11 protein-coding genes are annotated in these 19,801 nt (G+C 71.2%); 5 read left to right on the top strand and 6 right to left on the bottom strand.

The genetic code is table 11. The features are described 5' to 3' along the window. Window positions 1-4 precede the first annotated feature (4 nt). Window positions 5-8,956, bottom strand: a complete 8,952-nt coding sequence (locus tag WMF26_RS38265) for a neuraminidase-like domain-containing protein (protein ID WP_437996748.1) — start codon at window positions 8,954-8,956, stop codon at window positions 5-7. Between the two features lie 638 nt (window positions 8,957-9,594). On the opposite strand from WMF26_RS38265, the gene WMF26_RS38270 reads away from it, so the two are divergent. Both WMF26_RS38270 and WMF26_RS38275 read left to right on the top strand, forming a co-directional pair. Further along, the gene (locus WMF26_RS38270) at window positions 9,595-10,182 is read left to right on the top strand and encodes a hypothetical protein (RefSeq protein ID WP_437996749.1); all 588 of its coding nucleotides are present in this window, start codon (window positions 9,595-9,597) and stop codon (window positions 10,180-10,182) included. After that, a complete protein-coding gene (locus WMF26_RS38275) occupies window positions 10,179-11,867 on the top strand; it encodes a M23 family metallopeptidase (protein ID WP_437996750.1) in 1,689 nt (562 codons plus the stop codon). Before WMF26_RS38270 ends, WMF26_RS38275 begins: the two co-directional genes overlap by 4 nt. Here the strand turns inward: WMF26_RS38275 and WMF26_RS38280 are convergent. From WMF26_RS38280 to WMF26_RS38300, 5 genes are all read right to left on the bottom strand, one after another. Then, window positions 11,848-12,630, bottom strand: a complete 783-nt coding sequence (locus WMF26_RS38280) for a leucine-rich repeat domain-containing protein (RefSeq protein WP_437996751.1) — start codon at window positions 12,628-12,630, stop codon at window positions 11,848-11,850. The two genes, WMF26_RS38275 and WMF26_RS38280, sit on opposite strands and share 20 nt — an antisense overlap. Before the next feature lie 207 nt (window positions 12,631-12,837). Beyond that, window positions 12,838-13,308 (bottom strand): ferritin-like domain-containing protein, encoded by a 471-nt coding sequence (locus tag WMF26_RS38285; RefSeq protein WP_061621497.1) that lies wholly within the window; start codon window positions 13,306-13,308, stop codon window positions 12,838-12,840. Window positions 13,309-13,769: 461 nt separating this feature from the next. Beyond that, the gene (locus WMF26_RS38290; RefSeq protein ID WP_044989269.1) at window positions 13,770-13,988 is read right to left on the bottom strand and encodes a hypothetical protein; all 219 of its coding nucleotides are present in this window, start codon (window positions 13,986-13,988) and stop codon (window positions 13,770-13,772) included. 162 nt (window positions 13,989-14,150) lie between these two features. Continuing rightward, window positions 14,151-16,217 carry a hypothetical protein gene (locus tag WMF26_RS38295; protein WP_437996752.1) on the bottom strand — a complete coding sequence of 689 codons (2,067 nt, stop codon included), beginning with the start codon at window positions 16,215-16,217 and terminating at the stop codon, window positions 14,151-14,153. Window positions 16,218-16,396: 179 nt separating this feature from the next. After that, on the bottom strand, window positions 16,397-16,696 hold the full coding sequence (locus tag WMF26_RS38300) for a hypothetical protein (RefSeq protein WP_437996753.1): 300 nt from the start codon (window positions 16,694-16,696) through the stop codon (window positions 16,397-16,399). A gap of 1,455 nt (window positions 16,697-18,151) precedes the next feature. Here WMF26_RS38300 and WMF26_RS38305 point away from each other — a divergent pair. The 3 genes from WMF26_RS38305 to WMF26_RS38315 are packed head-to-tail and all read left to right on the top strand — an operon-like array spanning window position 18,152 to window position 19,798. Beyond that, window positions 18,152-18,301 (top strand): hypothetical protein, encoded by a 150-nt coding sequence (locus tag WMF26_RS38305; protein ID WP_437996754.1) that lies wholly within the window; start codon window positions 18,152-18,154, stop codon window positions 18,299-18,301. Further along, entirely contained in the window at window positions 18,298-18,735 is a 438-nt protein-coding gene (locus WMF26_RS38310; protein WP_437996755.1) for a serine O-acetyltransferase, read from the top strand. The genes WMF26_RS38305 and WMF26_RS38310 overlap by 4 nt, the downstream gene beginning before the upstream one ends. Continuing rightward, window positions 18,728-19,798, top strand: coding sequence for a glycosyltransferase family 4 protein (locus tag WMF26_RS38315; protein ID WP_437996756.1), 1,071 nt, complete (start codon window positions 18,728-18,730; stop codon window positions 19,796-19,798). Before WMF26_RS38310 ends, WMF26_RS38315 begins: the two co-directional genes overlap by 8 nt. Window positions 19,799-19,801: the final 3 nt, after the last annotated feature.

Raw genomic sequence — 19,801 nt, forward strand, 5'->3', positions numbered from 1 at the left:
TCCTCTACGGTTGCGACGATTGCGGCAGCTGCTCGGTGCGGTAGTCGCAGAGCAGATAGATGTCCTGCAGCGTGTGGTCGAGCCGGCTGGCCGTCCTGAGCTTGTCCGCTATCGCGTTGACCTCGTCGCTGGTCACGCTGAGCGTCCAGGTACCCAGATCCCACGATTCGCCGGGCGCGGCCGGGCTCAAGGTGTCGCTCTTGCCCATATTGCACTCGCCTTCTCCCAGGTAGCTCGGGAGCGAGAGCAGAGCCGCCGCGGCTCCCGGCCGCGTCACGTGGCCGCTGAGCGTACCTCCGCTCGAGTAGAACTTCTCGCCGCTCCACCGCGCATAGAAGGTGACGCTCGTCAGCACGGTCTTCCGTGTCGCCGGCGCATAAGGGAACATCTCCGGCGTGAGCGGGATCGAGAGCTCCTGCGGCGCGCTCGAGCTCGCCGGCGCCATGAACCGGGCCCACTCGGCCGGCAGCTCGGACCGCAGGCTGAAGAGCCGGCGCCGCGCCGGCGGGTGTTCGTCGTAGTGATCGTTCGCCGCTTCCGCGAGGGCGCCGCTCGAGCGCGCCGTGTACCGGATGTGGAGGATCACGTCGCTCACCGCCGCGATGTCGAAGCGGTTGTTCGCCGCGGGGAGCTCGATCTTGTAGGTGCCGAGCACGCCCGCGCCCTCGAACGGGAGATACCGCTCGTCGCGCAGGTTCGGCTCGAACAGCCCCGCGTCGTTCACCCCGTTGCTGGTCGTGATCACGTTCGTCAGCGGGACGAGATCCGCCCGGAAGTTCGTCCCGCTCGCGTAGGTGTCGTCCACCACCGAGCTGCTCCGCACCTTGGTGCCGCTCAGCGTGAGCGTGCAGTTCACGCCCGCGTACGGGCCGGTCACGGTCGGGATCGTGACCGCGACCGATTTGATGCGCCGGAAGTAGTGCCCCGGATGGTCGAGATCGAACACCGCCTCTGGCAGCTCGAACTCGCACGTCCCGGTCTCCCGGAGCTCGATGAGCTGCTCGGGCGCGACCTCGGCGAGCGAGACGTGCTTGACCAGCTCCGCCTCGCGCGGCGTCTGCTCCAGGAACGCGACCTCCAGGCGGCGGAGGTCGTGCTGGAGCCGCTCGCCGGCGAGCAGGCCCTGCTTCAGGCTGTCCCAGGCGCCGAAGCGCACCACGGCGGGCGTGCTGTCGGACGTGCCGAGCTCGAACCGGAGCGCCCGCTCCGCGCGCTTCGCCATGTCGTAGGCCAGCGTGTACGTCTGGTAGTGGACGGTCGACAGCTCCGCCACCATCCAGTCGTACAGCTCCTCGGTCGTGCGCTTTCTGTCCTGGAGGAACTCGAGCACCTCGCGCGCCTGCTCGGTCTGCCGATCGTGGTTCTTGAGCTCCACCTCGGCCACCGCCGCGCGGATCTTCGCGGCGACGATCTGCTTCTCCAGCCCCTGCATCTCCTTCGCCGCGAGCCGCTCCTGCAGCGCCCACTCCTCGGCGCGCCGCTCGTATCCGGCCAGCGTGGACGCGATCGACGCGCCCTCGCGCATCGCGCCGGCGACCATGGAGAGCACGTTCGACGCCGCCTCGATCGGAGCGCCCGAGGCCTGCCCCCCGATCGTGGTGAGGGCGACCGGGCTCCCGAACGCGCCGGCGCCGCCGAACGTCACCGGAGGGATCGCCTCGACCCCGGGCGCGATGGCGGCGACCGCCTGCGCCACGAGCCCGAGCTCCATGCCAAAGACGCTCATGGCCAGCGCCGCCTGCTCCGCCGCGCTGATCCGCGGCAGGCTCGCGTAGTGGTCGCGGCGGAGCTGCGCCGTCTCGAGCGACCGCTCCAGCGAGGCGACGGTCGCCTGGGCCTCCTTGATCTGCTGCGCCTTGATCTCGCGCACCGCCGCGAGCAGCTCGACCTCGTGGCCCGAGCGCAGCCGCGCGATCGCCTCGCCGTCCTTCTTCTCCATGGCGGCGAGCAGCGCGGCGCCGAGCCCCGCCACCGCGCCGCAGAGCTCCATCGCCTTCGCGTGCAGCACCTGGAAGCGGTAGGGGAGCCGCGGGGAGCTCGCCTCGTTGAGCACCGTCGCGAGGTCCACGCCGAGCGCCCTCGCCTGCACGAGCAGCATCGGATCGATGGGCGGCTCGAACAGGGGCAGCGTCCGGACCACGCCCTCGATGCTCATCGAGTGTCGGATCTTGAAGAGCCGATCGGCGACCGTGTCCCACAGCCCCGAGAGCGCCTCGTCGCGGGGCACGCAGAAGTAGAGCTCTCCCAGGTCGATCGCCCGCTCGGAGAACGTGCGGCGCAGCAGATCCATCAGCGAGCTCGCCACGAGGCTCTCCGCCTCGACGCGGGACCGGGACTGGACCACGGGGTCGGAGAGGTCGCCGAGCCCGAGCGCCTCGAGCTGCCAGTAGTTCCGCGGCGTCACCGCGTCCTTCCGCTCGATGCGCACCGGGCGCCGGCCGAGGAGGTTGCCGGCCAGGATGTACAGCTGCATCGCCTCGTTGATCGACTCGATGGTCTCGCGCCGGAAGAGCCGATCGCCCCAGGCGATCAGGTTCTCGACGTACTTCATCACCACCGCCTTCTGGTAGGCGATCGGCCGCATCCGCGCGACGATGTGCGGATTGAACGGGTCCTTCCGCCACGCCTCGATCTGCGCGACGAGATCGACCTTCTCCGGCTCGTCGTCCTGGGTCGTCAGGAGCGAGCTCAACAGCTTGGCCATCGTGCCCTGCTGCGAGGGCGACAGATCCCGGATCTCCTCCTCGATCGAGGCGAGATCCTTGTTCTCGCGAAACGGCCGCACGTTCCAGAAGCGCTCGGGCGACGGGGCCGGATCGCCCGTGGTCGGGTCGAAGATGAAGTGGAACCAGCGCTGCGCCTCGGCGTGCCGGCCGCTCTGCATCAGCCGCAGGGCGATCAGCAGCGGCGCGTGGAAGAACAGCTCCCAGTTGTAGAGCGAGTACGCGCCCTGGAACGAGAAGTCGACCTCCTCCTTCGGATACGGCGTGAGCACGTTGGCTTCCTCCGGGTCGTAGCGATCCTCGAAGAACTCGCCGTCGCTGAGCTGGAGCGGCTTGGGCCGGTGGAGCGACCACTTGAGCAGCCCGTCCACCCCGGCGCGCTGCAGCTCCTTGCGAAACAGGCAGACGTAGGGGTGATAGAAGGACGTGAACCGGTATCGCTTCGCGTCTTCGTGGATGTGCGCGATGCGGATCAACATGGGCGACTCCCTCGCCCAACCGGCCGCCGCCGTCCCCGCGCGCATGGCGAGCACGGCGTCGTTCTTGGCGACGTCGCCGTACGCCGTGATCCCAGGCTGGATGCTCACGGTAGGCCATTCGGTGTGCGCGGTCAGGACGAGCTCGGCGAAGAATGTCGACTTCGCGTCCTTGTAGAAGAAGAACGGCGCTCCGGCATCGGCGCTGTCGTCCCTCTCCCCGGCGCCGATCTCGCGCGGAAAGAACGCGCGGAACGGGGTGACATCCCTGAACAGCGGGAGCATCTTCCGGAGGTCATTGAGCTCGATCGGAACGAACAAGCTGATCGCGTTATCGAGCGAGACCACAAGCTGCCGCCGGCAGTGCGACCAGCTGGGCTTCGCGAACCAGAACTTCTGGTCCTTCTTTTCGGCCTCGGCGTAGTTGGTGCCCACCAGCGCGCCGCAGCTGCTTCGCTCGAAGTGCCCGAGGCGATAAGCGTTGATGTCCCAGCTCTGTATCACCGCGATCCGGGGCGGCCGGTTGGATGCGCGCTCCGGGAACAGCGAGACGTAGGGGGGCTCGTCCGGAAGCATCGACACCTCCGAGCCGCCGCTCATGCGGCGCGCGCCCCACGCGCCGTTTCGGCGCTCGCTCCATGCGAGGCGGACGTAATGACGCGTCTCCGCCTCCTTGCCCGGATGGCGCGTGTCGGTCGGGATCTGCTGGTCCGGAAGGGCGCGCTCCTCGATGATCGGCCAGAACAGGTGCGGGCGACGGTCCTCCACGGTGAGCAGGACGCTCTCCCCCTCAATGTCGAGATCGATCGGCTCCCAGGGAGTCCACGACAGACCGTCGACCCGCGTGCGGTAGAAGTACTTGTAAGGCTGGCCCTCCGTGCGGCCGACGACGTGGAGCACGTCGATGGGGAGGTGCGTCTCGTCGCCGTCTTCGTTCTGGTGGAACGCGGCCACGATCTCGAGGTTCGCGACCTCGTCGAGCTTGTCGAGGTACCGCTCGAACGCGCGCTCCGCGGCGTCGTCGGTGATGTCGTTCTGCCGGAGCTCGTTCTCGAGAGCCTTGAAGAACGGCGACTTGTCGTCGCGCAGCGACGGGTCGAGGTACATCTCCGGCTGGAGCAGGACCTTGCGGCTCGCCTCCCAGACGCGGTAGCTCTTGCGCCACGCCCACTCGCGCGCCGCCTCCTCCGGGAGCGCCAGCTCTGCCTCCAGGTTCAAAAACGCGCGCTGCACGAACGTCTGCACCGAGCCGATGGCCTGCTTCAGGCGCGAGGTGATCACCGCGGGGCTCGTCTCGACGTCCACGAGCAGGTTGGCAAACAGGTCGTCGCTGTCCTCGTATCCCCGCTTCGCCACGAGGTACGCCACCAGCGACGACCGGAGCCGCTCGCGCAGCACGTCGCGCAGCGGCGGCGCCACCCTGGCCCAATCGGCGTCGGAGTACTTCGCCTTCGCGACCCGCATGATGCTCTCGGCGGGCCCGGCGCCGTCCGAGTAAATCGAGCTCTCCCACGCGAACGCCTGCTCGGCCGAGACGCCGAGCCGCTTCAGCACCACGAGCGCGCGGCGCACGAGCCCGAGGAGCGAGACCTGCTCCGCGGTGCTGCTCGGATAGTGCGCCGCGTAGCCGCGGGCGACGAGCAGCCGCGCGACGTCCGCCGCGGGCCAGTCCGTGGCGGCGGCCAGCGTCGCGGCGGCCTGCGCCGCGGCGTCCTCCGCCGTGATCCCGTCCATGATGAGTAGACTCGCCAGCGACGGATTCGGCCCGACCAGGTGGGAACGGAGCGCGACGAAATCCACGAGCTTCTCCCAGGCCTCGAACAGCGGCGAGGCGTCGCCGTCGCTCTCGGTGCGCGGCAGCCCGTCGAGGTCGAGCGCCGGCGACGCGCCGGCGAACATGCGCTCGATCTCGTCGGCGCTCGCGCCGAGCTGCTGCACGACCGCCGCGGCCCTGGCCAGGTGCCGGTAGGCGGCGAGCTGCGCGGCGCGGCGGGGGTTGTCGAGCGACGGCGGCGGCGGGTCGGGCAGCGAGAACGCGCTGCCGAGCGACGCGTCGCCGGGCTCGCCCGTCGTGAGGATGTCCGCCATGAGCAGGTGCGTCGACCGCGCGTCCAGCTTCAGCGCCGCGCCGAGCGTGTCCTCGATGAGGGCCGCCTCGGCCTCGTCGTCCGGGCCGCCGTTCTTGCCGCGCAACGCCAGCAGCGAGCCGAACATCTGGTCCAGCACGGGGTTCGCGGCCTCGTCCGTGACGGCGATCCGCGCGCGCGGGGACGACCGCGCCCGGAAGATGACCTCGAGGTCGGCGGGCGACAGCCCCGAGCGCCGGACGCGATCGACCGTGTTCAGGAAGCGCAGCGTATGCTCGGGGTAATCGGCCTCGAGCGGCTTGTACTTGCTCAGGTTGTAGAGCACGTGGAAATCGGGCAGAGACAGCCGCGCCGCCCGCGCAAAGGTGACGTAGCGGTGGAGCTTCGCGAGCGTCACCGGCGCAAGGTCGGCGGTGTTCGCCGGGACGAGCGGGTCCAGCGCGAGCCCCGAGCTCTCGGTGAGCAGCGACAGCTCCTCCCGGCTGATGCGCAGGCCGGCGAGGATCGCGGGCGTGTGAGACTCGAGCAGGTCTTCGGTCGCGAGGCTGGCGACCCCGGGCAGCGCGAGCGCGGCGTCGACCGGGTTGGTCACGGCCTTGTTCTGGAAGAGTTGCTCGTAGAACGACGGCGTCTCGCCCGCGTCGCGGCGCTGGGTATCGAGCGGCCCGAACCAGCTCGCGAGCACCGCGATCGGCAGCGAGATGCCCCGCTCGGCGCGCAGCGCCTGGATCACCGAGATCACGCGCAGCGCGCGGCCGTTCAGGATGTCGGTGCCGCCGGGCGCGCACGCGGCCAGCACCTGATCGAGCTCGCGGATCGACCAGCCGAGCCGCAGCCGGAGCCTCAGGAAGCGGTGCAGGAAGTCCAGATCGCTCAGATCGCCGCTCAGGCCGCCGATGGTCTGCTCCTCGATCTTGCAGCTCCCCGCGGGCTCGATCGTCGGCGACCCGAAGCGATGGAGCACGGAGGTCTCGAGCAGGTCGCGCAGCTCGTCGTAGGACAGCCCCGAGCGCTTGAGGAACTCCGGCACGTTGAGCAGCCCGCCGGGGACCCAGCCGACGCCCCAGGCGCTCGCCAGGGTCACGCCCGCGATCGGGGTGCCGCGGATCAGGTCGCGCTCGCGCGGCGAGAGCCCGAGCCGATGGGCGGCCGCGTCCTCGGGATACATGGCCTCCGGGCTGGACCAGCTCGCCCTCAGCTCGGACATGAGCGCGTGCAGGGGCACGCCGAGGTGCTCGAGATAGACGCGCGCCTCGTGGAGCCGGTGGTGATACGGCAAGCTGAGGGGGAAGTCGCATCTCGAGAGGCGCTCGTAAGCGTCCTCGTGCCAGTCCTCCTCGCCGCTGGGCGGGTTCGGCATGGCCGCGAGATCCTCGGCGGTGCCGACGGTCGCGATGTGCTCCGGGAAGGCGGGCGGGGCCTCGTTCTGCTCCAGGGTCTCGCCCACGAAGGCGTGGACGAGGATCTCGTTCACCAGGTCGACGTACGGCAGCGGCGTGTCGGTGTTCTCGCAGGTGAGGTCGATCCGGCCGATGTCCGGGCGCCGCCCGGGGAGCGACGGTGTCGAGCCCGGCGCGCTGCCGAGGAGCAGCTCCTTCGCGGTCCACTTGGAGCTGCCGCTCTTCGTGACCTCGGAGTAGTAACGATCGAGGAAGTGGAGGAGGTCGACGAGGTACGCCGCCGGACCGTAGACCGAGGCACAATGCGCGCACGCGCACGCGTCGGCCGAGCCGAAGAGCTCCTCGTAGGTCGCGAGGCCCGACGCCGCCTGGCCCGCGCGGCCCGCGGGGTCGGGCAGGACGTGGGCCGAGCTCTGGTTGAAGGCCGTGCCGAATTTGAGCGCCAGCGCGAGCGCAACATCGGAGACGGCGGTCGCCTTGTCGTAGATGTCGTCCGCGATCTCGGAACCTCCGAGGGCAGCGCCGAACTCGGCGTCGAACCGGAGCCGGCCGCGGAGGGCGACCTGCCGCGCCGACTTGAGCCCGCCATCGAGCAGCACCTTCGCCTCCTCGTACTTGGGTGTGAGCTTGTACAGCCGCTCGACCGCCTTGAGGTCGCGCATCGCGGCCTCGGGGTTGGAGAGCCCCGCGAACGCCCCCGGGTTCGACGCGATGAAGTGGCCGGCGCGCGCCTTGCCGAGCTCGAACGACGGGTTGTTGTTGAAGAACGCGGGCAGCTCGCTCCCGCCGACCACAGAGATGGCGGACGCGACCGCCTTCGACGGGAACGCCACCTCCAGGGCGCGCCGGATGACCTTGGCGTAGGTCGCGCGCCGCTCGGCCACCGTCGCTCCGGGCGTGTCGTCCGGGCAGTCGATGGGCGAGCCGTTGCGCTGGAGGGCGAAGATCGCGATCCAGTCGGCCTCGCTGTAGGCCGCGAGGTCCTTGAGGTCATTGAGCTGGTTGTCGTGCCAGCGATCCCACAGCTCCGAGATGAGCGGGAAGTGATAGCGCGTGAGCGCGCCCAGCTGCAGCAGGAGCTTGAGCCGCGGGATGAGGAGCGAGCCCTCGCCCTGGTACGCGGGCAGGGACGCGAGGTGGGTCCAGAAGGCCTCGGGCGTGCCATCGAACGCCATGTACTCGGCGATGAAGTCCTGCGTGTAGGACCCGCCCAGCTCGAGATCGAGGAGCTGACCGAGGTTGCAGGTCGTCCCCGGGGGCGGCGCCTCCGTGGCGAGGCCGACGGCGGCCTCGGTGAGGAGATCGACGATGCTATCGTTGACCTCGCGGCCCACGATCTTCGCCGCCTTCGCCTCGTCGAGCACGCGGCGCAGCGCGGGTTTGGGGTACGAAAGGAGCCCGCGCCTCGTGCTCGGCAAGCCCATGCGGACGAAGGGGTAATAAGGATCGGCGGACTCGGCGACGCCGACGGACAACCTGAGCGACTCGGCCCCGACGAGCGCCTCGACCTGCCCGCGCTCCACCTCGGTCGCCTTCGCGACAAAATCGACCTGCTCGGCCTGGAGGTCTCCGAGGAACACCCCCTGCGTATGGGCCGCGGTGCGGGCCTTGACCTGCAGCAGCTCGGACGGGCCGCGGTCTTCCTGGTCCTGGCTGGTGACCAGGTCGACGACCGCGGTCGACGGGGCGCGGACGATCAGCGCGGAGCGGCCCAGCTCCTGGTTCGACCCGTTGTAGACGATCACCCGCAGATCCGGCCGTTGCTTGCCGGACGCCAGGATGGTCGAATAGGAGATCTTGTAATGACCCGACGCGTCGGTCGCCGACGAGCCGATCTCGCTTTGTGACGTCAGCTTCACGTCGTAGGCGCGCACCATCAAGTTCGCGAGGGCCGCGCCTTGCTCGTTCCGCACATTGCCGCGCACGGTCGCGGTGGCCGGGGCGCGCTTCGTCGAGGTCACCGCGAGGTCCACCTCGATCCGGAGGGAGGCGGGCTGCGTCGACAACTTCCATTGGGTGTAGCGCGTGACGTACTCCTCGCCCCCGAGCGCGAACACGCGGAGCGCGGCCACCGGCTCCCGCCCCTGGAAATGACGAACCACGTCGTCCTGGTCGAGCGAGATCTCGAAATCGCCGTTCTGGTTGGTCACGGCGACGGCGACGAGATCCGTGTTGACCTCCGCGCTGTCCCACGCCTCGACACGCACACTACCGACGCCCCGTTCGCTCTTGGCTCGGACGACCCGACCGGAGAGTTTATACCTTCTCATGCGAGCTCCCTTCGATTCCATGGTCAAGAACCACCCAAGTGGCGCAAGTTTCAGCCGCCGCGGTCGATGCGCCTCGTCGCCGACCGGGAGCAGCGGAGAAGACGACGGAGACCGCTGCCCCTGGGGCGAGCGGCGCGCGGATCTTCGCGCCGCTCGCCCCGTGCGAGCCCCCCTCGCCCATCCGCGAGGAATCAGTTGTTCCCTATCGATCCCCTGTTTCAGCCCTTGCGAGCGTCAGCGCCGCGCCGCGAACGCGCCTGCAGGACGTGATTTGAACTACCACGGAGCGTCTCGTTGAAAAGCTCGAAACACGTTCCCGACATACGGTGATCCCGGGGTAGCTCCACGCCTCGCGCGCGACCGACGATCGCCTGTTTTTTGCTGTCGCCGGACGAGCGCGGCCGCATGGCTGCGACCATGAGCTCACGCACGCATGGAAGGCGCGGTGTCGTCTGACGCACACGCACCCATGACGCGCCTCACCGGCGCCTCGCGCACGGCGTCAAGTCGCCCCGGTCACACCCCGGCGACATCTCGCGCGCGCCACGCCATCTCCTGGCCATCGCCACAGCTCTTCGACTAGAATCCTGGGTCCCCTTCCGCGAGGCTCCATGCGCGGCGTTCCCACCGCTTTCGTTGTGCTCCTCTCTCTCTCTGTTGCGTTCGCCGCGTGCGACCAGGCCGCTCCTCCCTCCGAGGCCCCGCGCGATCCGGCCGCCGCCCAGCCGCTCGTCGCCACGGCGGCGCCGGTGATCGCCGCCGTCACCTGGCCGCCGGCCGCCTCGGTCGACCGCGGCGCGCTCGCGGCGCTGCCCGAGGCGGCGGCCCACGCCGCCAGGATCTCGCAAGTCCCGGTGCTCGTGCCGCCCCGGCCCGAGCTCCTCGCGGCGCCGGTCCTCGTGGCCAAGGAGCACTGGACGTCGTTCTGGGCAAAGACGGAGTCGATCACCGTCTCGCTCACCATGACCCGCCTTGAGCGCAAGTATCCAGGTATTCCACCTTTCCAACCAGCCCACGCCGTGCGCGGGGCGCCCGCGCTCATCACGGCGAACGAGGGCATCTGGACCGCGTCCTGGATCGAGAACGGCGTCACCTACGCCCTCGACGTCGAGTGCGCGTCGCCGGAGGCCCCGCCCTGCGCCTCGGACGCGCTCCTCCGCGAGCTCGCCGCGGAGCTCGTCTACGTGGGCGGCGTCGGCGCGAAGGCGGCGGGAGACAGGCCATGAGCGCGCCGCTCCCCCCTCCCCGCCTCCATCGCCGCCGCCCCGCCGCGCCGGCCCCGCTCGTCGCCGCGGCGGCGCTCGCGCTCTTGCCGACCGCGGCCGCGGCCGATCCGTTCTCCTATCATCCGGCCGGCGAGCTCGTCCCCGGCTCGGGCGAGGGGCGCGCCGACGGCGTCGTGTACGCGCCCGCCATGCGCTTTCCCCTCGAGGAGGGCCCGGCGTTCGCCAACTCCCAGGTGTACAGCAAAGGGGGGAGCGCCGGCCCGCGCGGGGGGCAGTGCGACGCGGACAACTACGCCTATCCGTGGCGCGACAACTTCTGCGAGTCGCGCTCGTGGGCGATGCCGCTCTGCCCCTCCGGGGCGGGACACCAGGGGCAGGACGTCCGGCCGCCCACGTGCGAGGCGGGCAAGCACTGGGTGGTCGCGGTGGCCGACGGCATCATCACGAGCATCGGCGGCTACTCGGTGTACCTGACCGGCGAGGACGGGACTCGCTACGACTACCTGCACATGTCCGATGTCCAGGTCTCCGTGGGACAGGGCGTGTCGCGCGGCGAGCGCATCGGGAAGGTCTCCAACGTGTTTGGCGGCACGCCGACGACGATTCACCTGCACTTCAACGTGCGGCAATCGTTGAGCGGCGTCGGGCTTGTGTATGTGCCGCCCTACAGCTCGCTCGTGGCCTCGTACCAGGCGCTCCTCAACGAGCCCCCCGAGGGCGCCCTCGAGACCGCGGGCTGCGACGGGATCCGCGGCTGGACCCACGACCCGGACGCCGCCGAGGGCGCGCCGGGCAGCGCGCGGCTCTATTTCGACGCCGCGGCGACCGACGCGGGCGCCGAGGGCCACACCCTCGCCGCGGACCTGCCCCGGGATGACCTCTGCGCGCCGCTCGGCTCCTGCGCGCACGGCTTCGAGGCGCCGATGCCGCTCAGCCTGCTCGGGGGCGAGCACGCGGTCCACGCCTACAGCGTCGATGCGCTGAGCGGCGAGGAGGTCGAGCTCGAGGGCAGCCCGAGGGCGCTCGCGTGCCCGCTCGAGCTGCCGGGCGGCGTGCGGCGGCCGCTCGGAGGCGCCGGGGCGCTGGACGCCTGGCGGTTCTCGCGGTTCTGGGACGTCGCCAGCGCGCCGGACGCGGCGCTCGAGGCGCTCCCCGAGGGCGACGCGTTCCCGCCGTCGCCGCTGCTCGTGCGCGGCGACGACGGCGGGGCGTCCGTGTGGCTCGTCGACGGCGCCGCGCGCCGGGCCGTGCCGGACGCGGCGGCCGCCGCCGCGTGGCGGCTCGATCCAGACGAGGCCGTCGTGTGGCCGGCGGCGCGGCTCGCCGCCCTGCCGCTCGGCCCGGCGCTGCCGCCGCGCCCCTTCCTGGCGCAGGGCTCCGGGCCGGCGCTCTACGTCATCGACGCGCTCGTCGAGGCGCCGCCGCCGGGCGAGGGCGCCGGCGGCGCCACCGGCGGCTCCGGCGGCTCCGGCGGCGCGGCGGGCGGCGCAGGGGGCGCCGCGGACGACGGGCCCCTCATGAACGGCGGCGTCCATGGCGAGTTCGGCTGCGCGTGCGCCGCGGCCGGCGCGGCCGACGCGGACGGCGCGGCAGCGCGCTGGCCGCTCGGGCTCTTCGCCGCGGCGGCGGCGCTCGGCGCGGCGCGGCGGCGCGCGGCCGGGCGCGTCAGCCCTCGTGGATCTTGATCCCGGGGATGCTCCGGAGCGGGCTCGCGTCGTCGACCCGCGAGCCCTCGAGGTACACGTTCTTGAGGCTCTTGAGCTCCCGGAGCGGCGACACATCGCTCACGCGCGTCCGCTTCATCTGGAGCATCTCGAGCTTCTTCAGGCCGGCGAGCGGGCGCAGGTCCGTCACCTCGGTCTCGTCGATCTGGAGCTCGGTCAGGTTGGTGAGGCCGGCGAGCGGGGTGAGGTCCTCCACGGGCGTGCGGCCGATGTCGAGCCGGTCGAGCTTGACGAGCCCGGCGAGCGGGGAGAGGTCCTTGACCAGCGTCGCCGAGACGCGCAGCGACTCCAGCCGGAGCAGGCCCTTGATCGGGCGGAGATCGTCGATCTTGCCCGGCGGCAGGTAAAGCCCTTTGACGCCCGTGAGCTCGGGGAAGAGGCAGGGATCGAGCTCGTCGAGCCCCTGGGCGTCGGACAGGTTCATGGTCTTGATGTTCTTGAGCTCGGCGTGCTTGATCGGCCCCTCGGGCTTCTGGAGCTGCTGCCGCACCCTGGCCTCGAGCGCCGGATGCGAGAAGGTCACCGGGTCGCTCTTGGTGCACACGACCTCCTTCTTCGGCGGCGCCGGCGCGCTGGCCGCGGGGCTCGCGGCGGGCGTCGCGGCGGCGGGCGCCTGCGCGGCGGGGGCGGCGGAGGCCGCAGGGGCGGCGGGCTTCTTGGGCTCGTCGCAGCCCAGGAGGGAGATGGCGAGGCCAAGGGAGACAAGGACCAGGGGGCGAATCATCGCGGCGATGATACACGAGACGGCGAAAGAAAACCGCCGCCCGCAAAGCGCGCTCACGGGGCCAATCGCCGAGCTCCGACAGGGCCTCCGCGCCCGCAGCGGAGATCGCGTGGACGCGAATCGACTCCGAGCGTCAATCTTCGATCAGGACGGAGTCATCGTCGACACCGTCGTTGGTTGCGCATGGGTTGCGCACCGGCGCGCTCGCTACAGCGGCAGGAGCAGGAGCCCTTGCCGGGCGTCGAGCTGCTCCGCGAACCACTCCCGGTGACGCCGCTCCACCGCGAGCGACTGCCGGAGGAGGTCCCGCGCGCGGTCCGAGAGGCCTTCGCGCGACGATATCATCCTCTCGTAGGCGGCGCAGCTGTCTTCCTCGTAATGCCTCATCGCCTCCAGGATGGCGCGTTCTCCGGCCATCCCGTTCGTCAGCGCTTTGCTCTTCAGCTTGGGCCGGACGGCGCTCTCGACGGGCGGATCGCCGAGCTCGTGGGCCAGGGCGGCGAGCTCCTCGAGGTGGCGCTCGTGATCGCTCAAGAAGCTCGCCAGCCGGCTCTTGTCGCCTGGGCGGCTCATCCGCGAGAGGGCCGCTCGGAGCGCGTCCACCGCGGACCAATTGAGCTCGATCAGTTCAGTCAAGGACCCGATGAACGCGGCCTCGCCGCCGATCACGGACGCCATGGAATATCGCTCCTCTCGACCCGGAAGCTGCGCCGCCCGGGAAGAGGGACGTGGGCGGGTGCTTCTCCAGGTCTTCGATGCTCGCAAGCCCGGTGCCGGAGCCCGCCTGTGCAGCGGCTATCCATCGCGCGGCGCGCGCCGTCCAGGAACAGCGCGCCTTCCACGCTCGTCGACGGGCGGCCGTGCCCGCGACGGCCTCTCCGGGCCCCGCGCGCACGGCGGATGCGAAGACGCAGCCCAGATCGAGGCCGCGCGGCGCGCGCCGGGCCAGGACGGAGCCGTGAAACGCCGAGGGCGCAGGCAGCGTGATCGCGCCGGCCGGAGCGGCGCGGCCTGAGCGCGTCCTGGACGTGAGCGCGCCTCGGCCTGGAGGAGCGCGGAGGCCGCGCCGTCGAGGTCGGGAGAAGGGGAGGTGCTCGGTGGAAGGGAGAGGGCGGGCAGCCCCAGCGAAGGGGGCGAGGCTACTTCTTGCCGAAGAGGCCGCCGAGGGAGCTCGCGAGGCCGCCCACGTCCAGGTTGGCGATGGCGGGGGCGGCGGCGCCGAGCGCGGTGTCGACGTGGGCGGCGAGCGGAGCAGGGAGCTTCGCTTTGAGGAAATTGACCACCGTCTCCACGGCCACGCGCGCCTTGTCTTCCGAGATGCCCACCTTCTCTGCGACTTGTCGTACGAGCTCGTCCATGGCCTCGACGCTCATCCTTTCTGCGCGCCACCCGCGCATCCGGGGAGAGCATCCACGCGCCGATCGGCGCCGGCAAGAGAATTCCGCGCCCGGCGGCGCGGGCTCAGGGCTGGAGCGGCGGCGCGAGACAATCAATAACGTCCCATCGCCCCTGAATCGGCGTCACGCAGCGCGGATATCGCTCTGGAACGGGGAGAGGTTCTCCGGGAACAGGAGCCACGCGAAGAGGCAGCGCACCTCGAAGGTCTCGTCGTCCGCGATGGCCGCGAGCGTGGGGTCGAGCTCGTCGATCGCGTGCCCTTCCCAGACGAAGCCCGGCACGCCGCGCGCCCGGCTGACGAGCCCGCCGGTCTGCCGCTGGTCGCGCGCGCGGAAGCAGCGGGAGAGCGCCATGTTGACCGCCGCCGTGAAGTCGGGCCGGTGCGCGATGCGCTCCGGCAGCGCGACGCGGTCGAGGCCGGCCGACCAGCAAAGCCAGCAGAGGGCGGCCCACTCGGCGCGGACCCTTCGCATCAGGAGGGAGACCGGCAGGGCTCCCGGGTCGAGCGTCTCGTCCACGGTGAGCTCGACGGTCTCCACGCCATTCTCCGTCTCCTCGGTCAACGTCGCCTCGGTCCGCGCGAGCTCCACCGGCCCCTCCGGCAAGAGGTGCGACAGGTCCGGCGGGAGCCACGGACACGGCTCCGCGCCCGACAGGCCGCGCTGCACGGCCTCGCGCAAGCGCATCAAGCGGGTGGCGTAGACCTGGATCTCCTGCCGGACCTGCTCGATCGGCTGGCCGACCTCGACCTCGACCGACGCGTCGCCCGGCACCGGATCGATGGCCTGGCGCGCCGGCCAGAAATCGAGCTCCGCGAACAGCACCCGCACCACCGTCCTGAGGTGCTCGGCCACGGCGGGCGCCTCGGGCTCGATGCGATCGGCGTCCTCGAGCACGCCGCGCGTGTCGCCGAGATCGAGCCGCAGGAGCGCGCGCGTGATGCAGGTCGAGCGGCGCTCGGGCTCGAGCAGCATCGCCGCCTCGACGAGCGAGAGCGCGACGCGGCGCGAGCCCGGAAACGCGGCGGCGAGCTTGCGGTAGGCTGCGCTCGGCTCGGCGCCGAGCAGGAGCGCGTCCAGGGCGGCGAGCGCGGTCACGTCGGTCGCCTCGAGCAGCGCTCGCCCGCGTCGCGCCGCGATCTCGGGCCTTGGCTGCAGCGTCGCGGCGCGCAGGAGCTCGGCGAGCCGCTCGCGCTCGCCGCCGCGCACCGCCGCGCGGGCCGCGGCGCAGCAGGCCTCGCGCGCGCGGCCGCCCTGCAAGAGCTCTCGCGCGAGGGCCCAGACGCGCTCGGCCTCCCACGCCGCGAGGTCCTCGGCGAGCGCGGGCGACGCGACGAGGCTGGCCTCGTCGAGGGCCGCGCCGAGCTCGCGCCGAGCGACCGGCGCCCCGTCCGCGTCGAGCATCGTGAACGCTCCGACGGGGTGCCCGTGCGCGTACTGACCGCGCTCCTCGCGCACGCGCGGATCGAGGTAAGGGCTCGCGTCCGAATCGGGGAACCAGCGGGTGGACGGGCCGTGCAAGCGTCCCTCGGGATCGAGGTGCCGCTCCTCGGAAGGGCGCCCCGTGGCGTCGTACTGGAGCTCGCGATAACGCGCTCCAGCGCGAACTTCGATCTCCTGAGCGGGCTTGCCCGCGGTCGTGAAGTAACGGTGGAGGGTCGCGGCCGAGGCTTCGTCCTCCTCGACGAGGATCCAGCGTTGCGAGCCCTGGTCGTAGTCCGCCGCTTCGGCGACGCCGGCGGGTCGCTCGGGCCAGCGGGAGCCGTCCGCGGAGATCGGGTATCCGGCGCGGTCGTGAAAGACCTCGCGCAGGATCTGCCCCTGCCTGACCTGCGTTCGCAGCTCCCAGGCGCCGGGCGGCACGCAGCACCGTCGCAGCCTGAGCTCGGTCGGGGCGTCGCTGCCGTACGCCACCACCTCGCCGTCGAGCTGGCCGCCCCGGTAGCGCCCGCGCTGCGCGGGTTGACCGTTCGGGTGGAACACGGTGAACGGCCCGTCCTTCACCCCGTCCGCGTAGCAGCAGCGCGAGAGCAACGAGCCGTCGCTCGCGCGGTACGCCAGGCGTTCGCCGGAAGGGCGGCCGTCGGCGTCCGTCTCCCCGAGCTCGAACGTCCCTTGCGCGGGGTTGTACCTGGCTGCAGGCGGGATCGACGGAGGTCGCTCCGCGTCGTGGTGAGTCGTGGCGTCCACGCATGGCAGTCTATCGGGTTTTGCGCCGAGCATGCGTCCGTTCATGCCCGGTGCAAAGATCCACGAAGCGCGGGTTCCGGGCGAGCATCCTCGCCACGGAGGATGTCCCCTCGGGCGCTGGATCCCACGGCGGGAGCAGGCGCGGCGCGCTGCGGGACGCTCGGCGGAGCGGTCGTTGATCAGTTGATGAGGATACAGCCGATGGTCCTCGCCACCTCGTGGCACGAGGGCGTGGTCACCAGGCCGGGGACGCCCGTGCGATCCCGGCGGCACGTCCCGTTCGGGAGGAGGGTCAAGATCGCGTCGGCCCTGTACCCCGGAGGACCCGACATCGTGCAGGAGTAGGAGAGGGCCGAAGCGGCCTCGCCGACCGACTCGTCATCGGAGGGGGTGTCCGCGAACACGGGGCCCGCCACGAAGCCGAGCGCCGTCACGAAGGCGAGACCGAGACCCAGGTGGACCTTGCGAAGAGTGCTCATGATGGTACCTCCCCTTTCGACCGAGGCGCAGCGCGCGCGATGCAGCGATGACGTCCTCGTCCCGTCGCGGGTGCAAGCGAGATGCCTCGGACAGCGGTCCGGCGCTGCACAACCCGGCATCCTGCCCCGCCCGACACGCCCCATCTGCCAGGAACCTCGGAATCAGCCGGTTCATCCGTTCATCTGGCGGTAGGCTCTCCATGGGGTTGCCGTCCTGCGTTCCCCGTCCTGCGTTCCCCGTCCTGCGTTCCCCGTCCTGCGTTCCCCGTCCCCCGTCCCCCGTCCTGCGTTCCCCGTCCCCCGTCCCCCGTCCTGCGTCTCCCGTCCCCCGTCTCCCGTCTTCGTGCGCGTCCCTCGTGCGCGTGCGCGTGCGCGATTCCCCGTAATCAGCGCGCACGCGCACGCGCACGGAAGAGCGAAGACGAAAGACGGGAGACGAAAGACGGGAGACGGGAGACGGGGACGTGAACGAGAGACGGAGGACGATGTGCCAGTCCCAGCGAAAAAAACCTCTCTAGTATGCGGCCCGCGTCGGTTTCCGGCGAGCTCCGGCTCGCAGAGGCACGGGCATATCCATCATTAGCCATGATGAGCCACGATGCGCCAGCCCGAGAGTTCAGGACGCGCGTTGACGTGGTCGTGCGCTGTGCCCCGGCGCTGAATGCAGCGCCGGGAAGGGCTCGAGCCAGTGAGCGCGACCCGATCGGGGCGGTCGGGTCACAACCCGGGTCGCCCGACCAGGGTTGGGCGCGCGCTCAGGCGCCGATTACAGAGATGAGCACAGCCCCTCGCCATGCTTCGCGCAGTAGCTTAGCATGCATCCCGTGTGACGAATCCCCTCCGAGACGCATGTGCCGGTCTCGCAAACGTTGCGCTGGTCGTCGACGCAGCCCATGTAGTCATCGAGCTCGCTCGTACAGTCGGCCACCTCGCTCTTTCTCTCGATGTCCGCGCATAGGCTGGCGCAAGTCCAGGCTGGCCTCGGGGGCTGACTGGGGTCGAGCGCCTCTCGTCTCGTCCACATGTATCCGCAGCCTGCGTCATGCGCTTTCTCGCAGGTGCTCTCGCAGTCAGCCCCGCAGCCCATGATGAAGGCGCTCATCAGCGTCACGACGGACGCCACGAGCGCCGCGAAATCTGGCTTCATCATGAGAATATCGCACCATGGTGCGCGTCGATGCGGCCAGCGCAGCATTCCGACGGGCACGCTAGCGTCATCGTGTGCGGCGACTCCAACGCTCGCCGCTGGTCGTCGGGCTTCCTTGATCGATCATGCCGCGATCGACGTCAGCTTCGCTCCGGAGAGCCTTGCGTTGGTAAGCTTCGCGCCGGAGCGGTCGGCGCGGGAGCGCCGGATAGCATAGAACATCGCCCTGTCAACCACGGGCACGCCCCGCAGTTGGGGCTTGACGTTCCGAGACGTTTGGATTTCCTTCTCCCTCCGACGTGGCGACGATGGCGGAGACCTATCAGCGCCAGTACCAGGACGAGGACGAGGCCCCGCTCGCCGGGGCGCCGGGCGCCGCCGCGGCGCGAGCCATGCTGGCCATGCCGGTGGACGGCTGGCCTGGCCGGCCCGGGCGAGAGCCGTCGAGAACTCCATGAACGCCATCCATCTGTACAACGTCGCGCACTGGTTCCACGCCAAGCAAATCCCCGTGGTCCCCAAGCTGCTCTACTGGACGACCTTCCTCGTCTACAACAGCTCGATCCCGCCCAGCGCCGAGATCGGCGCCGGCACCCGGTTCGGGTACGGCGGGATGGGAGTGGTGATCCACGCGCAGGCGCGGATCGGCAGGAACGTGGTCATCGCCCAGCAGGTGACGATCGGCGGGCGCCAGGGCCAAACCGGGGTGCCGGTGATCGAGGACGACGTCTACCTGGGCGCCGGCGCGAAGATCCTCGGCCCGATCCGCATCGGGCGCGGCGCGGTGGTGGGGGCGAACGCGGTGGTGGTCAAGGACGTCCCGGCGGGCGCGACGGTGGGCGGCGTCCCCGCCCGGATCCTGAAGCAAGCGAGCGAGGGCGCCGATGGCTGAGCGCGCGGGCGTGCTGGTGATCGGCCCCCGGGCCCCGGCGGTGGGGGGGATCGCGACCTACGTGGAGACCATGCTGGAGCGGATCCCCACGCGCCATTGCGACACCGCCCCCGAGCCCGGGCTGCGGGGCAAGCTGGCGCGCTTCGCCCGCGGGTGCGCGGCGATCGTCGCCAACAGCCCCGGGTGCCGCGTCCTGCACATCCACTCGTCGTACGGGTGGTCCTTCTACGAGAAGGCGGTCTTCTCGCAGCTCGGCCAGTGGCTCGGCTACCGGACGATCCTGCACATCCACGGCAGCAAGTTCGAGGACTTCGTCGCAGAGAGCCGGCTCAAGGGGTGGATCGCCCGGAGCCTGCGCGACGCGGACGCGGTGATCGCGCTGAGCGCGTACTGGGCCGATTACCTCGGCCGCGTCGCGCCAGGCTCCCGCATCGTCACCCTGGAGAACGCGGTCTCCGTGCCGGCCGCGCCGCTCCCGCTCCCCGCCGCCCCGAGCGTGCTGCTCCTCGGCTCCATCGACGACCGCAAGGGCGTCCCGGAGGCGATCCGGGCGTTCGCGCAGGTGGTGCGGCAGCACCCCGCCGCGGTGCTCAACCTCGCCGGGCCGGCGGAGCCCGACGCCCTCGCCCGCTACAAGCGCCTGGTCGCGGAGCTCGGCCTGGGCGACAGCGTGCGGTTCCTGGGCAGCGTGCGCGGCGAGGCGAAGTCCCGGGTGCTCGAGGGGAGCAGCGTGTTCATCCTCCCGTCCCACGCGGAGGGGCTGCCGATCGCGCTCCTGGAGGCGATGGCGGCGGCCCGGCCGGTGGTGGCGACCCGGGTCGGCGCGGTCCCCGAGGTGATCGCCGACGGCGAGAGCGGCTTCCTGATCGCGGCGGGCGACGTGGACGCGCTCGCCGAGCGGATCAGCCGGCTGCTCGGCTCGGTCGAGCTCCGCGAGCGGGTGGGCCGCGGCGCCTGGGAGCGGGCGCGGGCGCGGTACGACATCTCGGCCGTCGTCGAGCGGCTCACCGGCCTCTACGGGGAGCTGGGCGGCCGGCCCGCGCCGGCGTCGGGCCCCGGGTGACGG

The organism is Sorangium sp. So ce185 (genome assembly GCF_051526825.1).
Taxonomy (GTDB): domain Bacteria; phylum Myxococcota_A; class Polyangia; order Polyangiales; family Polyangiaceae; genus Sorangium; species Sorangium cellulosum_D.